This is a genomic window from Parerythrobacter aurantius, assembly GCF_045291475.1.
GTDB lineage: Bacteria > Pseudomonadota > Alphaproteobacteria > Sphingomonadales > Sphingomonadaceae > Parerythrobacter > Parerythrobacter aurantius.
On sequence record NZ_CP147985.1, the window covers coordinates 226505 to 240376 of the forward strand.

Annotated in this window: 15 protein-coding genes; 10 read left to right on the forward strand and 5 right to left on the reverse strand. The window is 65.7% G+C overall.

Going from position 1 to position 13872, the window contains the following annotated elements; translation table 11 throughout:
- Positions 1-154: 154 nt before the first annotated feature.
- Entirely contained in the window at positions 155-781 is a 627-nt protein-coding gene (locus WAB17_RS01200) for a ribonuclease HII (RefSeq protein WP_435418222.1), read from the reverse strand.
- Here WAB17_RS01200 and WAB17_RS01205 point away from each other — a divergent pair.
- From WAB17_RS01205 to WAB17_RS01225, 5 genes are all read left to right on the forward strand, one after another.
- The gene (locus WAB17_RS01205) at positions 780-1964 is read left to right on the forward strand and encodes a PQQ-dependent sugar dehydrogenase (protein ID WP_435418223.1); all 1185 of its coding nucleotides are present in this window, start codon (positions 780-782) and stop codon (positions 1962-1964) included. The two genes, WAB17_RS01200 and WAB17_RS01205, sit on opposite strands and share 2 nt — an antisense overlap.
- Before the next feature lie 57 nt (positions 1965-2021).
- Positions 2022-2543, forward strand: a complete 522-nt coding sequence (locus WAB17_RS01210) for a GNAT family N-acetyltransferase (protein WP_435418224.1) — start codon at positions 2022-2024, stop codon at positions 2541-2543.
- Between the two features lie 43 nt (positions 2544-2586).
- On the forward strand, positions 2587-3135 hold the full coding sequence (locus tag WAB17_RS01215; RefSeq protein ID WP_435418225.1) for a DUF1285 domain-containing protein: 549 nt from the start codon (positions 2587-2589) through the stop codon (positions 3133-3135).
- On the forward strand, positions 3132-3731 hold the full coding sequence (locus WAB17_RS01220) for a CoA pyrophosphatase (protein ID WP_435418226.1): 600 nt from the start codon (positions 3132-3134) through the stop codon (positions 3729-3731). The genes WAB17_RS01215 and WAB17_RS01220 overlap by 4 nt, the downstream gene beginning before the upstream one ends.
- Positions 3732-3874: 143 nt before the next feature.
- On the forward strand, positions 3875-5053 hold the full coding sequence (locus WAB17_RS01225; RefSeq protein WP_435418227.1) for a CCA tRNA nucleotidyltransferase: 1179 nt from the start codon (positions 3875-3877) through the stop codon (positions 5051-5053).
- Here the strand turns inward: WAB17_RS01225 and parC are convergent.
- Positions 5050-7359, reverse strand: a complete 2310-nt coding sequence (gene parC, locus WAB17_RS01230) for a DNA topoisomerase IV subunit A (protein WP_435418228.1) — start codon at positions 7357-7359, stop codon at positions 5050-5052. The two genes, WAB17_RS01225 and parC, sit on opposite strands and share 4 nt — an antisense overlap.
- Positions 7360-7459: 100 nt before the next feature.
- On the opposite strand from parC, the gene WAB17_RS01235 reads away from it, so the two are divergent.
- The 3 genes from WAB17_RS01235 (at position 7460) to WAB17_RS01245 (ending at position 9874) form a co-directional block, all read left to right on the forward strand.
- Positions 7460-7999, forward strand: coding sequence for a type 1 glutamine amidotransferase domain-containing protein (locus WAB17_RS01235; protein ID WP_435418229.1), 540 nt, complete (start codon positions 7460-7462; stop codon positions 7997-7999).
- A gap of 152 nt (positions 8000-8151) precedes the next feature.
- The gene (locus WAB17_RS01240) at positions 8152-9042 is read left to right on the forward strand and encodes a DUF4349 domain-containing protein (protein ID WP_435418230.1); all 891 of its coding nucleotides are present in this window, start codon (positions 8152-8154) and stop codon (positions 9040-9042) included.
- Between the two features lie 100 nt (positions 9043-9142).
- Positions 9143-9874: a helix-turn-helix transcriptional regulator gene (locus WAB17_RS01245; protein WP_435418231.1), complete on the forward strand. Its 732-nt coding sequence runs from the start codon at positions 9143-9145 to the stop codon at positions 9872-9874.
- 9 nt (positions 9875-9883) lie between these two features.
- On the opposite strand, the gene WAB17_RS01250 is transcribed toward WAB17_RS01245, so the two are convergent.
- The 3 genes from WAB17_RS01250 to WAB17_RS01260 are packed head-to-tail and all read right to left on the reverse strand — an operon-like array spanning position 9884 to position 12212.
- The gene (locus WAB17_RS01250; protein WP_435418232.1) at positions 9884-10213 is read right to left on the reverse strand and encodes a 2Fe-2S iron-sulfur cluster-binding protein; all 330 of its coding nucleotides are present in this window, start codon (positions 10211-10213) and stop codon (positions 9884-9886) included.
- Positions 10213-11292 carry a cysteine desulfurase family protein gene (locus tag WAB17_RS01255; protein WP_435418233.1) on the reverse strand — a complete coding sequence of 360 codons (1080 nt, stop codon included), beginning with the start codon at positions 11290-11292 and terminating at the stop codon, positions 10213-10215. The genes WAB17_RS01250 and WAB17_RS01255 overlap by 1 nt, the downstream gene beginning before the upstream one ends.
- Complete coding sequence (locus WAB17_RS01260; protein ID WP_435418234.1) at positions 11289-12212, reverse strand: cysteine desulfurase family protein; 924 nt, start codon at positions 12210-12212, stop codon at positions 11289-11291. The genes WAB17_RS01255 and WAB17_RS01260 overlap by 4 nt, the downstream gene beginning before the upstream one ends.
- A gap of 174 nt (positions 12213-12386) precedes the next feature.
- Between WAB17_RS01260 and WAB17_RS01265 the strand changes: the two genes are divergently transcribed.
- The gene (locus WAB17_RS01265) at positions 12387-13043 is read left to right on the forward strand and encodes an alpha/beta hydrolase (protein WP_435418235.1); all 657 of its coding nucleotides are present in this window, start codon (positions 12387-12389) and stop codon (positions 13041-13043) included.
- 138 nt (positions 13044-13181) lie between these two features.
- Positions 13182-13868 carry an energy transducer TonB gene (locus WAB17_RS01270; protein WP_435418236.1) on the forward strand — a complete coding sequence of 229 codons (687 nt, stop codon included), beginning with the start codon at positions 13182-13184 and terminating at the stop codon, positions 13866-13868.
- The last annotated feature ends 4 nt before the right edge of the window (positions 13869-13872 follow it).

The following is a 13872-nucleotide window of genomic DNA, read 5'->3' on the forward strand; positions in this document are numbered from 1 at the left end:
GTCAAGCACGAAGTATCGGGGAATATGGTTAACGGGCCGTCAACCATGACGGAACATAAAGAGTCCTCCACAAGATGTTGAGTCCGGCTCGTCTTTCGGGACTCGATATACTGCGGTGTGGCGCTGAGGACTCAACTCGTCGAATTCTTGCGGATCAGATGAGCGCCAATTGCGCCACGGGCGCGAAACTCCGCCGGTGGAGCGGAGTGGGGCCGTGGTCCCGCAGCGCTGCCATGTGCTCGGCGCTGCCATAGCCCTTGTTGCGGTCCCAGCCGTATTGCGGGTGCTCGCGCGCGGCCTCGACCATCATCCGGTCGCGCCATTCCTTGGCGACGATGCTGGCGGCGCTGATCGCAGGTTCGATGCCGTCGCCGCCGACGATGGCGCGGGCGGGCCAGCACCACTGCTCGCAGCGCCCAAGAGGGGTGAGATTGCCGTCGATCAGCACCTCGGCCGGCCCCTGCCCCAGCACCTCGGCCAGTCGCGCCACCGCCAGCGTCATCGCCAGCATGGTCGCGCCGAGGATGTTGAGCCGGTCGATCTCCTCGACGCCCACCACCCCCACGCCCCAGGCGCTTTGCGACCGGATCGCCTCGTCGAGCGTGGCGCGCCGCCTGGCCGTCAGTTTCTTGGAATCATCGAGCCCTTGCGGAACATCCGTCCCCAGCATTACAGCAGCAGCCACCACCGGCCCGGCCAGCGGGCCTCGCCCGGCCTCGTCCACGCCGAAAACGGCCGGGGCACGGGAAACGCGAAAGCCTTCGGGAGTTGCAGCAAGCATGAACCAGAACCGCACCAGTCTCTTCGCCCTCTTGTCCCTCCCCGCCATCGCGCTCGCAAGCTGCGGTTCGACCAATTCGGGGGATAGGACGACAGCCACCGCGGGCGATGTCCGTTACGAGGTTTCGGAACACGGCACCTTTGCCGAACCTTGGGCGATGGCCTTCGCGCCGGGAACATCCACGGTGTTCGTGACCGAGAAGGCGGGGACGATGAAGTTCGTCGACCTGACTTCGGGCAAGATCGGCACGGTGTCCGGCCTGCCGCAGGTCGATTACGGCGGCCAGGGTGGACTGGGCGATGTCGCCTTCCTTCCGTCGGAAACCGGGGCGACCCTCGGCCGGCGCACCATTTTCCTCAGCTGGGCCGAAGCCGGCGATGGCGACACCCGCGGCGCTGCGGTCGGCAAGGGCACGCTGGTGTGCGAAGCGGCCGATGCCTGCCGGATCGACGGCCTGCGGGTGATCTGGCGCCAGACACCCAAGGTCACCGGGCGCGGGCACTACTCGCACAAGCTCGCCATATCGCCCGACGGCCAGTATCTCTTCGTCTCGAGCGGCGACCGGCAGAAGATGCAGCCGGCGCAGGACCTGTCGAACACGCTCGGCACGATCGTGCGGCTGACCCTCGATGGCGAGGCGGCCGAGGGCAACCCGTTCGGCTGGACCGACGAGTCGGTCACCCCCAACTGGCCCACACGGCAAATTTGGTCCTACGGCCATCGGAACGTTCTCGGCCTCCAGTTCGCGCCTGACGGCACGCTGTGGGACCTCGAGCACGGCCCGGCAGGCGGCGACGAGCTCAACAAGGTCGAACGTGCCGCCAACTATGGCTGGCCGGTGGTTTCCGATGGCGACCATTACGATGGCCGCGACATCCCGGCGCATGCGACCCGGCCCGAGTTCAAGGCCGCTGCGATCGGCTGGACCCCGGTCATCGCGCCCGGCGACTTCATCTTCTACACCGGCGATGCCTTCCCCGGCTGGAAGGGCGATGTGCTGATCGCGGGTCTCTCGATCGAATCGCTGGTCGAGGTCGCGATCGAAGGCGAGAAGGGCACGGAGGTCGCGCGCTACGGGTTCGACAACCGGTTGCGCGACATTGCCCAGGGCCCCGATGGCAGCGTCTGGCTGATCGAGGATGGCAAGGGCGGCCGTTTGCTGAAGCTGAGCCCGGCTAAGTAAGCGGCAAGCGAAACTGTATCGACAGCAGGGCGCGCGCGCCCTAACCGCCGCGCCCCTATGGCGACGCTTGTCCCCCTTTCCGTAGTCGATCCGTCACTGGTCGAGGCCCTGCTCGATGCAGCCTTCGGGCCGGACCGCCATGCGCGCACCGCCTATCGCATCCGCGAAGGCGCCCACTGGCTGGAAGGGCTGAGCTTCGCCGCGCTCGACGACGAGGACTTCCTTGCGGGCACGATCCAGCTCTGGCCCGTCGCCCTCGCGACCCCCGACGGCAAGGGTCATCCGCTGGTCATGGTCGGCCCGGTCGCGGTGATGCCGGGGCTACAGGGCGCAGGCTACGGCAAGGCGCTGATGGGTGCGACGCTCGGCGCGATCGATGCCATGGCACAGGGTGGCGCGCCCACCCTGCCGCAGGTCCTGATCGGCGATGCGGAGTATTACGGCCGCTGGGGCTTCACCGCCGAACACACGGGGGGTTGGCACTGCCCCGGCCCTTACGACCCGGCACGGCTGCTGCTGCGGTGCGAAAATCCCGGCATATTGCCGCGCGAAGGCATGCTCGGCCCCTGGGCCGGATGACGGGTTCTTGTGAGCGGCGGGCATATCTGCCAACGCTCCGGCCATGCCCTACCAGCCGCCCCCCGATCTAGCCGGACTGATACTCAGCGAGATCGCCGAACAGGTCGCGGCGCGCAAGCTGCCGCCGGTCGAGCAGTGGGCTCCGGAGCGGACCGGCGACAGCCGCATGCGCATCGCTGCCGACGGGAGCTGGTATCATGACGGCAGCCCGATCACCCGCCCGGCGATGGTGCGCGCCTTCTCGGGCCTGCTGGTGCGCGACGATAGCGGGCAGCACTGGCTGTACTCCCCGTTCGAGAAACTGGGCATCGAGGTCGAGGACGCGGCCTTCGTCGCGGTCGACATGGCGCAGCGCGACGGCGCCCTCGCCTTCCGGCTCAACACCGACGAGCTGATCGTGGCCGGGCCGGAGCATCCGTTATTCGCGCGGGGCGATCCGGAGACCCCGGCGCTCTATCTCGGCGTCCGGCGCGGCACCGAGGCGCGGCTCAACCGCAGCACCTACGAACAGCTGGCCGAGCATGCGCTTGCACTGGGCGACGACTGGACCGTCACCAGCCAAGGCGAGACCTTCTCGCTATTACCGGCATGAGCGAACTGTTCGACCGGCTCAAGCGCGTCTTCGACGACGGACATGGCGAGCCTGCCGCTGGCCTCATCAGCGACGAACGTTTCGCAAAGGGTACGCCGCGCCCCGCCGCCGTCCTGATCCCCGTGACCGACCGCCCGCAGCCCGGCGTCATCCTGACCAGGCGCCCCCACGATCTGCGCAGCCACCCGGGGCAGGTCGCCTTCCCTGGCGGCAAGATTGACCTTGGGGAAACCCCAGTGGAAGCGGCGCTGCGCGAGGCAGAGGAAGAGCTCGCCCTGCCCAGCCGCCACGTCCGCATCATCGGCGCGACCGACAATTACGTCACCGGCACCGGCTTCGACATCACCCCGGTGCTGGGCGTCGTCCCGCCCGACCTGCCGCTGGTGCCCAACCCGGGCGAGGTCGAAAGCTGGTTCGAGGTGCCGCTCGCCCACCTGTTCGACACGGCCAACTATGTCGAGCAGAGCGTCTGGTGGGGCGGCGCCGAGCGGCGCTATTTCGAGATGCATTACGAGGGATATCGCATCTGGGGCGTCACAGCGGGCATTATCGCCAACCTGTCACAGCGCTTGCGGCTGACCGAGCTGTTCGATTGACCAAGGCGTTCGGGCAAGGAGGAGTGAGCACGAAATCCCCACTTCCGTTCGCCCTGAGCTTGTCGAAGGGCAGCCCTTTCTTCTAGCGGATTGCTCAGGAAGAAGTGCGGGGCTTCGACAAGCTCAGCCCGAACGGAACTTTCATGTCAGACACACTCCCTTCCGCCGAATGGACCCAGCGCGCGGACCTTGCGCACTTGGCCGCAGTGCTGGGTGCCGACAATCTGCGCTGGGTCGGGGGTGCCGTGCGCGATACGCTGCTGGGCGACGAGGCCCAGGATATCGATGCGGCCACGCCGCTGCTGCCGGATGAGGTGATGGAGCGACTGCGGTCGGCCGGCATCCGCGTGGTTCCGACCGGGATCGACCATGGCACCATCACCGCCGTGCTGGAGGGCGGCCCGGTCGAGATCACCACGCTGCGGCACGATGTCTCGACCGACGGGCGCCGCGCCACGGTCGCCTTCGCCCGGGATTGGCGTGACGACGCGGCGCGGCGGGACTTCACCATCAATGCGCTCTATGCGCATCCGGAGACGCTGGAGATCAGCGATTTTTTCGGCGGCCTGGAAGACCTAAGGGACCGCCGTGTCCGGTTCATAGGCACGGCGCGTGAACGGATTGCCGAGGATCACCTGCGTATTCTCCGCTATTACCGCTTCCAGGCGCGCTTCGGGTCGGAACTGGACGACGAGGCGGAGGAGGCCTGCGCCGCACTGGCGCATACCCTCAAGGGCCTGAGCCGCGAACGCGTGGCGATGGAGCTGCTGGCGCTGCTCGCCCTGCCCGACCCTTACGCCACGGTGCTGCGGATGCGCCAGCGCGAGGTGCTGCCGGTCGTCCTGCCCGAAGCCGGGAATGCGGAACTGGCGCGGCTCGAACTGCTGGTCGGCAATGAAGCGAAGTTTGGCGCCGAACCCGACCCGCTGCGGCGCCTCGCCGCGCTGCTGCCTGCGGTGCCCGCAATCGCCGAGAACGTCGCCGCGCGGCTGCGCCTGTCGCGAACGCAGCGCGACCGGCTCGAAAGCCTGGCTGCGCGCGGACCTGCCGACGGAGAGGGTCCGCTGGCGCTGGCCTATCGCGAAGGGACCGAGAATGCGCGCGACAGGCTGCTGCTGACCAACCGGGACCCGCGCCCGGTGATCGAATGGCCGATCCCGCAATTCCCGCTGAAGGGCGGCGAGATCGTCGCCCGCGGCGTGGGCGCCGGGCCGGAAGTCGCGCGGACCTTGCGCCAGGTCGAGGCGCGCTGGATCGAGGAAGGCTTCCCCGACCGCGCACGGGTCGAGCAACTCCTGAACGAGGTTCTCGCGGGACGCTAGCCGAAGGAATTATCGCGCGGGAAGCCCTGCGGCGGCATCCGCCCGGCGGCCCCGCGGGCGACCTTCCACTGCCAGATGTCGCTTTCGGTCCGGGTCCGGTCGCCCTTGCCGCCCATCTGCCAGCTGAGGCCATTGGCGAGCACGAAGGTGGTGGCATCGGCCAGCCCGCCGTCGCGATAGCGTTGCAGCGTCACCCCCTGCCCGCGCGCCATCACCGGCACTTCCTCCATGTTGAAGACCACCAGCTTGCGGTTGTCCCCGACCACCGCGACATGATCGTGCCCCTCGCCGATCGGCCGCACCACGGAGAGCTTCGCCTTGTCCTTGAGGTTGACCACCTGCCTGCCTTTGCGGGTTTCTGCCAGCAGTTCAGCCGTCTCGGCGATGAAGCCCTTGCCGGTATCGGCCGCCAGCAACAGCCGCGTGCCATCCTTGTGCACGATGACCGCCACGAGCTGCGCCTCGGCCTCGATATCCAGCGTGTTGCGCACCGGCTCGCCGAAGCCCCGCGCGCCGGGCAGCTTGTCCGCGCCGACGGTGTAGAACCGGCCGTTGTCGGCGGCGAGCAGCAGCTTGTCGGTGGTCTGGCAATGGACCGCAAAGGCCGGGCCGTCGCCTTCCTTGTACTTGAAGTCGCCGCAGCCATCCACGCCCAGATCGACATGGCCGCGTGCGGCGCGGATCCAGCCCTTCTGGCTCAGCACGACGGTGACCGGTTCCTTCTCGATCATCGCGTCCATGCTGAATTCGACCGTCGGGGCGGCCTCGGCGATGGTGGTACGGCGGGCGCCCAATGCGGTGTCGAGCGCATATTCCTTCTGCAGCGTCGTCAGGTCGCGCTTCAATCGCGTGCGCTGGCGCGCCGGGCTGTCGAGCAGCTTATGCAGCTCGTCCTGCTCCTTCAGCAGTTCGTCCTTTTCCTGCCGCAGCTGCATTTCCTCGAGCTTGCGCAAGCTGCGCAGCCGCATGTTGAGGATGGCCTCGGCCTGGCGGTCGGTCAGGCTGAATTCCGCCATCATCACCGCCTTGGGATCGTCCTCGTAGCGGATGATCTCGATCACCCGGTCGAGGTTGAGGAAGGCGATGATATAGCCTTCGACCAGTTCCAGCCGCCGGGCGATCTGGTCGAGCCGGTGCTGCGCGCGGCGCTGGAGAATGTCGATCTGGCTGCGAACCCAGTTTTCGAGCAGTTCCTTCAGCCCCATCACCATCGGGGTCCGGGTGGCATCGAGCACGTTGAGGTTGAGCCCGAAGCGGGTCTCGAGGTCGGTCAGCTTGTAGATCGATTCCTTGAGCAGTTCCGGATCGACATTGCGGCTGCGCGGCACCAGCACGATGCGGATCTGTTCGTCGCTCTCGTCGCGCACGTCCTCGAGGATCGGCACTTTCTTGTCGGCGATCGCTTGCGCGATCTGCTCGATCAGCTTGCCCTTCTGCACCTGGTAGGGGATTTCGCTGATAACCAGTTGCCACTGCCCGCCGCCGAGCCGCTCGATGCCCGCCGCGCGGTCGGCCTCGTCCTTGGCCTCCGCCGCATGGAATCGCCCGCGCACGCGGAAGCTGCCGCGCCCGGTTTCATAGGCGGCGGAGATGACCTGCGGGCTATCGACGATCAGCCCACCGGTGGCGAAATCCGGACCGTGGAACAGCTCCATCAGCCGCGCATGTTCGACATGCGGGTTGTCGATCAGCTCCAGCGTCGCGTCGACGATTTCGGACACATTGTGGCTGGGGATGTTCGTCGCCATCCCCACCGCGATCCCGCTTGCGCCATTGGCCAGCAGGTTCGGGAACAGCCCGGGGAAGATCTCCGGTTCCTGCTCCTCGCCATTGTAGGTCGGGATGAAATCGACGGTGCCTTCGTCGAGCCCTTCCATCAGCCGCAGCGCGGTGCGGGTCAGGCGGGCCTCGGTATAGCGGTAGGCGGCGGCGTTATCGCCGTCGATATTGCCGAAATTGCCCTGCCCGTCGACCAGCGGGTAGCGCAGCGCGAAATCCTGCGCCAAGCGGACCATGGCGTCATAGACCGACTGGTCGCCATGCGGGTGGTACTTGCCGATCACGTCGCCGACGACGCGGGCCGACTTCTTGTATGCATCGTTCGGGTTGAGCTTGAGCTGGCGCATCGCCCACAGCAGGCGGCGGTGGACCGGCTTCAGCCCGTCGCGCAAATCGGGCAGCGAACGCGCGGTGATCGTGCTCAGCGCGTAGACCAGATAACGTTCTTCCAGCGCGGAATCGAACGGGGCATCGACGATGGCGTCGAAGGGATCAGGCTCTGTTGTAGTCGTATCGGCAGCGGACATGGCGCTCGCCCTAACAGAGCCACGGTTCGCCTGTCAGCACGGAACGCGGCGCTGTCCCCATGCATTCAAGCTGCATACCGAAACAAGGAGAACCCCCGCCATGAAACGCGTGCTGATTATAGCGACCGACGGCTTCGAACAGTCGGAACTGCTGGGACCGAAGGAACGGCTGGAGAAGGCCGATATCGAAACCACGGTCGCCAGCCTCGAAGAAGGCGAAATCAAGGGCTGGAAGGACAAGGACTGGGGCGAGAGCGTCGCAGTCGACCTCACCGTCGACGAAGTGTCGCCCGATGATTATGGCGCGCTTCTTCTTCCCGGCGGGCAGATGAACCCCGACATCCTGCGCATGAACGAAAAGGTCATCGGCCTGGTCAAGGCGTTCAACGATGCCGGCAAGCCGATTGCAGCCATCTGCCACGCGCCGTGGTTGCTGGTCGAGGCCGACATCGTCCGCGGTCGCACCGTGACCAGCTGGCCTTCGCTGCGCACCGATCTGAAAAACGCCGGCGGCAATGTGATCGACTCGCAGGTCGCGACCGACGGCAATCTGATCACCAGCCGCAATCCGGACGATATCCCCGCGTTCTCCGACGCGCTCATTGCGGCGGTCAAACAGAGTGCATTGGAAGAAGCCTAACCCTCTGTAATACTGAGCAAACGCAAGGCCCTGTCACCCTTGGTGACGGGGTCTTGTTGCATCTGACGCTTGCGCATTCGTCAGAATGTGGCAGAATTATGGCTACAATGTGTCTTCAATGAGGCATCATTGTGATCATGAGGAGAGTGAGGATGCGCAAGATTGTTACACTGGCGGCGGCATCGCTGCTTGCATTGGGGGCTTGCCAGCAAGCCCAGGAAGACGAAGCGGCAACCACCGATGCGGCGGAGTCCGCCGCAGTCACGGCTGAAAGCTCTGCCGGTGCGGATGCAGCCATGGAGGAGGCACCCGAAACTCGCTCTGCCTTACCGGAACTTGCCCAGATCCCCGTCACCCTGCCCCAGCTGGCTTATGCCTACGACTATCGCTGGCGCATGCCCGCCGCGGAGATCGGCTCGCTCCAGAGGCGCCATGCATCCCTATGCGAGCAGCAGGGACCGGCCAGCTGCCAGATCCTCGGCATGACCAAGACCGGGGAGGAAGAAGGCGAGGTACGCGGCGTGTTGCAGATGGCGGTCGCCAGCAAGCAGGCGCGTGCGTTCGGTGCCCTGCTGGAAGACGAGGCCGAAGACGCCGGAGCGGAGCAGGTTTCTGCCGAAATCGCCTCCGAAGAGCTGTCGAAAAACATCGTCGATACCGAAGCCCGCCTCGCCGCCCGCACCGAATTGCGCGACCGGCTCCTGCAGGTGCTCAAGACCCGCAAAGGCTCGGTGGAGGAACTGGTCGAGGCTGAACGCAGCGTGGCGGCCGTCAACGAAGAAATCGACCAGGCGAAGAGCTGGCTCAAGGAAATGGAAGGCCGGGTTGCCTACAGCAAGGTGACGGTCAATTACGAAACCGGCACCCCGGTCACGAGCGACTTCCTCGCACCTGTAGCGGGCGCACTGGGATCGCTCGGGACGATCTTCGGCTATATGCTGGCGATCCTGATCGTGGTGGGCGCAGTGTTGATGCCGATTGGCGGCATGGTCTGGGCTTCACGAGCGCTTGGGCGGCGGATGGCTGCGCCCACTTCGAACTAAGGAGCTTGACTTCCCCCCTTCGACGGGGAGGGGGGAAGTTCTGCCATGGTACCAATCGGCCGTACTTTCGTACCTCACATCCGCGGCCTATCATTGAACCATGGCACATCATGAAAGGCTCGCGCGCCTAACCGAGAACGAAAGAATTTGCCTGCGTCACTGGCTGCAGCACAAATCTGCCAAGGAGATCGCGGTCGAACTGAACATTTCGCACCATGCGGTCGAGAAGCGGCTGAAGACCGCCAGGACCAAGCTGGACGTGACGTCTTCAATCGAAGCTGCTCGAATGCTCGCTGCGGGCGAAGGGTACGGCCACACTGCACCCCATTCATCGGACCTAGCATCCGGTAGTACAGCGTTTCAGCAAAAGCTCCCTCGCACTCTGATTCTGGGAGTAACCGCAATGATTGTGGTTGGAATATTGCTTCTCGCGCCACTCGTGTATCCGGCGCCCGATGCCGTCGAAGGACCAATTTCGCCTACTGTTGCCAAAGCATATGACGAACAGCTCGAAGCAACGCTTGCAACGATGATCTCGTCGGCTGAAATCGGAGACGACGGGGAAGTGTTTTTCGTCCGCCCAATCGGCGACCCGCAATTTCTCCAGCCGAAGAGCGGGCGATACTGGCAGGTCAGTGGTGAGGGCCATGGCGATTTCACGTCGCGGTCGCTCTTCGATCGCCGTCTGCAATCGAGTGGCCGAAAGGCAAAAACACCTGATTTCTACGATTCGAACCAGTTTCCGGAAGAACCTTTGCGAGTGGCGGAGCGAACCGTCATCCTCCCCGGAAGCAAGGTCGAATGGCAATTCATCGTCGCACGCAGCCGTTAAAAGAGTTGCCTAGATCCCGCTCATGTCCCGGGCTTCGGAGGGGATGCGTACGGTGAGGCCGTCCATCTCCTCCGTCAGCTCGATCTGGCAGGAAAGGCGGCTGGTGGCAGTTACGCCATAAGCGAGGTCGAGCATGTCTTCCTCTTCCTCGCTCGCTTCGGGCAGCTGCGCGAACCACTCCCTCGCCACCACCACATGGCAGGTCGAGCAGGCCATCTGGCCTTCGCAGGTGCCCTCCAGCGGCATGTCGGCGGCCTGCGCGATCTTCAGGAGGTTGTCCCCCGGCTGCGCCTCGACCGTCACCGGTTCGCCGCGAGCGGGTTCGAAGGTGACTTTCACTACTGCGCCTCCGCTGCCGCATTGATGGACGCTGCGGCCTGTTCGATCTCGTCGAGCGTGGTGTAGCGCCCGAAGCCGAGCCTGATAGAGTTTTTTGCTTGCGCCTGCGAAAGCCCGATTGCGGCCAGCACATGGCTGGTCCTGCCCGAGCCGCTGGCGCAGGCGCTGCCCGCACTGAACATCACGTCACGGCAATCGCTCATCAGGCGGGCGACATCCAACCCATCGCGGCGGATATTGAGGTTGCCATGCCAGCGCGCCTCGGCGCTGCCGTTGAGCTTCCAGTCGGCGAACAGTTCCCGCGCCCGCGTCCACAACGCTTCGACATGCGCCGCGTCCTTATCCATCCGCTCGACCGCCAGCTGCGCTGCCGCGCCGAACCCGGCACAGAGCGCGGGGCTGAGCGTGCCGGAGCGGACGCCCGCTTCCTGCCCGCCCCCGCCCGAGGTCGAGACCAGCCCGACCCCATCGCGCAGCCACAGCGCACCAATCCCCTTGGGGCCGTGCAGCTTGTGGGCGGAGACGGCGATCATGTCGGCTTCGAACAGCGCCATGCGCCCGGCGGCCTGCACCCCGTCGACCAGCACCTGGGCGCCCTCGGCCTTCGCCTTCTGGGCGAGTTCCTCGAGCGGCTGGATCGTCCCGATCTCGTTGTTGACTTGCATCACCGCCATCAGGCCGATGCGGGCGGGGAAGTCCTGCGACAGGTCGACCAGCCCATCGGCGGTGACCGGTAGCTCGGCCCAGTTGCCGATATCCTTGCTAGTTTCCATGACGGCGGCGTGCTCGATGGCGCTGAAGGCGACCCGCTCCCCCGCGCGCACCGCATAACACCCGCGAATGGCAAGGTTGAGCGCCTCGGTCGCGCCGCTGGTGAAGATCACCTGCCCGCCCGACGGAAACAGCGCCGCGACCTTCTCCCGCGCCGCCTCCACCGCAGCGGCGGCCATGCGGCCCATCCGGTGCGGGCTGTGCGGGTTGCCGAAGCTTTCGCTGCCCGGCCCTCCCAGCCACCGCAGCATCGCCTCGCGCGGCTCGGGCGCGAGCGGGGTGGTGGCCTGGTAGTCGAGGTAGATCATATAAGCGAGCTCCACGCATCGGCAAAGCGCTCCAGCTCCTCGGGCGTTGTGTTCCAGCCGAGACTGACACGGATCGTGCGACTGGCCGTCGCATCGTCCACACCGAAGGCGTCGAGCACCCGGCTCTTCTTGAGCGTGCCCGAAGAACAGGCGCTGCCCGCCGAAACGGCAAAACCCATCGTATCGAGCCGGATTAACAGCGCCTGCGCGCTCATGGTCGGATGCGCGAGGGCGAATATGTAGTCCGCCTTTTCGCCAAAAGTGAGGGTCGAGGCGGAAAGCTGCCCGGCGAATTCCGCCCGCTGCTCGCCTGTCGTGGCCCAAGGACCAGCCTCCAACGCCGCCGCCATGCCCAAGGCGCCCGGCATGTTCTCCGTCCCTTGGCGATAGCCGCGCTCGTGCCCGCCCATCGGTTCGAGCATGGCAAAGTCGCGAACCATCAGCGCGCCGATGCCGATCGGGCCGCCGAACTTGTGGGCCGAGACGACCAGCATGTGGGCGTCAGGCAAGGCCAGCTTTCCCGCCGATTGCGAGCAATCCGACAGGACCAGCGCGCCCGCCTGCCTCACCGTTGCCACCATATCTGAAACGGGGTTGATCACCCCGGTTTCCGAATTGACATGCTGGATGGCGAGGATCGTCTTGCCGTCGATGTTCACCTCGTCCGAGAACAGCTCTGCGTCCGGCGCCGCACGGAACACCGCGTCATGCTCAACCGCGCTGACGATCCTCCGCTCGACCTTGGCCCGGTTGAGCGCCATCCACAGCGCCTCGCTCGCTCCGCTGGTGAAGATCACTTCGCCATCCCAGCCCAGCGCCCGCTTCACCCGTTCGCGCGCATCCTCCAGCGCAGCCCGCGCCCGCCGCCCCTCGGCGTGGGGGCTGCTGGAATTGGCCCAGATGCGGAAGCCTTCCTCCATCGCCGCCTTCGCTTCAGGGCGCAGCGGGGTGGTGGCGGCATGGTCGAGATAGATGCGGTCGGGTATGGCAGGCCCCAGGGGTTCAGGATGATTGCGAATTCAGGCTGGCGCACTATATAGCGCGCACTTCCGGCGCGTCACCCGCGCCGTGCCCGCGCTAACAGGTACCAGCAAATGCCCACCGTGATTTTCCCCGGCCCCGAAGGCCGCCTCGAAGGCCGTTTCTCCCCGCCGCCGCGCCCGCGCGCGCCGGTTGCGATGATCCTCCACCCGCATCCGCAGGGCGGCGGGACCATGAACGAGCAGATCACGCAGAAGCTCTACAAGACCTTCGTCGATCGCGGTTTCGCCACGCTGCGCTTCAACATGCGCGGGGTCGGCCGCAGTCAGGGCAGCTTCGACAATGGTATCGGCGAACTGTCCGATGCCGCCGCGGCGCTCGACTGGGTGCAGTCGATCCACGAAGAGGCGCAGGTGACCTGGGTCGCCGGCGTCAGCTTCGGCGCGCTGATCGGCATGCAGCTGCTTATGCGCCGCCCCGAAATCCGCGGCTGGATCAGCGTCTCGGCCCCGGCCAGCATGTACGATTTCTCGTTCCTCGCCCCCTGCCCCGCCAGCGGCATCTTCATCCACGGCGCGCAGGACACGGTGGTGCAGCCCAACTCGGTCACCAAGCTGGTCGAGAAGCTGCGCACGCAGAAGCACATTACCGTGCACCACGAGGAAATTCCGCGCGCCAACCACTTCTTCCAGGACGAGCAGGAAGAATTGATGGCCTCGGTCAACAACTACCTCGATTTCCGCCTCGATCCGGCCTGCCCGATCACCTGATCGCCGCGGTCGTCCCGGCTCCATCGCTGACCCTGACTGACCCGCCAAGGCGGGATCGGTAGCGCTTTGCTACGCGAAACCGCTTGCCAATCTATGTTATGTTGTATCATTCTCTTTGTGGGTGAGAGGAGAATGGCAATGGCTTATGCAGATACGGCAGGTGCAGGCACGCGCGGCCCGGCGGTAGTTGCGGTTGCGGCGATCCACGCCGCGCTGGCAGTGGTGGTCGTCACCGGGCTGGCGGGCGGCGTCGCGAAGATGATCCCGGGCATCATTCCCGATGCCGTCAATATCCCGCTGGATCCGGTCGAGCCGCCCCCGCCCGACCAGCCGGCGGTCGACGAACCGCGCAAATCGACCAAGATCGTCATTCCGGAAAAACCGTTCGACCTGCCCCTGTCGGGCAGCACCGTCGACGGAACGGAAGAGGAGCAGGACTACACGTCCACCGACACAACCGCGGGCGGGAGCGAAGGCGTCGGCGACGGGCTGGCGGAAACCGGCGGTGCGGGCGAGGCGACGATACAGCGCTTCACCCCCGTTGCACCCAAGGCGCGCAACGGAAACTGGGTGACCGACAACGATTATCGCACCAGCTGGATCAGCCGTGAATGGGAAGGCACCGCCGGTTTCCGGCTGACCATCGGGTCCGACGGCCGCGTCAGCGATTGCACCATTACCCGCTCGACCGGCCATAGCGCGCTGGACGACGCGACCTGCAGCCTGGTGACGCGAAGGGCGCGGTTCGAACCGGCGAGAAACGATCGGGGCGAGGTGACGAGCGGCACATTCTCCAGTGCCGTCGAGTGGCGCATCCCAGACTGATCAG

Coding starts and splice junctions, on each gene's coding strand:
- WAB17_RS01205 (WP_435418223.1), top strand. CDS start 780: ATGAACCAGAACCGCACCAGTCTCTTCGCCCTCTTGTCCCTCCCCGCC.
- WAB17_RS01200 (WP_435418222.1), bottom strand. CDS start 781: ATGCTTGCTGCAACTCCCGAAGGCTTTCGCGTTTCCCGTGCCCCGGCC.
- WAB17_RS01210 (WP_435418224.1), top strand. CDS start 2,022: ATGGCGACGCTTGTCCCCCTTTCCGTAGTCGATCCGTCACTGGTCGAG.
- WAB17_RS01215 (WP_435418225.1), top strand. CDS start 2,587: ATGCCCTACCAGCCGCCCCCCGATCTAGCCGGACTGATACTCAGCGAG.
- WAB17_RS01220 (WP_435418226.1), top strand. CDS start 3,132: ATGAGCGAACTGTTCGACCGGCTCAAGCGCGTCTTCGACGACGGACAT.
- WAB17_RS01225 (WP_435418227.1), top strand. CDS start 3,875: ATGTCAGACACACTCCCTTCCGCCGAATGGACCCAGCGCGCGGACCTT.
- parC (WP_435418228.1), bottom strand. CDS start 7,359: ATGTCCGCTGCCGATACGACTACAACAGAGCCTGATCCCTTCGACGCC.
- WAB17_RS01235 (WP_435418229.1), top strand. CDS start 7,460: ATGAAACGCGTGCTGATTATAGCGACCGACGGCTTCGAACAGTCGGAA.
- WAB17_RS01240 (WP_435418230.1), top strand. CDS start 8,152: ATGCGCAAGATTGTTACACTGGCGGCGGCATCGCTGCTTGCATTGGGG.
- WAB17_RS01245 (WP_435418231.1), top strand. CDS start 9,143: ATGGCACATCATGAAAGGCTCGCGCGCCTAACCGAGAACGAAAGAATT.
- WAB17_RS01255 (WP_435418233.1), bottom strand. CDS start 11,292: ATGATCTACCTCGACTACCAGGCCACCACCCCGCTCGCGCCCGAGCCG.
- WAB17_RS01260 (WP_435418234.1), bottom strand. CDS start 12,212: ATGGAGGAAGGCTTCCGCATCTGGGCCAATTCCAGCAGCCCCCACGCC.
- WAB17_RS01265 (WP_435418235.1), top strand. CDS start 12,387: ATGCCCACCGTGATTTTCCCCGGCCCCGAAGGCCGCCTCGAAGGCCGT.
- WAB17_RS01270 (WP_435418236.1), top strand. CDS start 13,182: ATGGCTTATGCAGATACGGCAGGTGCAGGCACGCGCGGCCCGGCGGTA.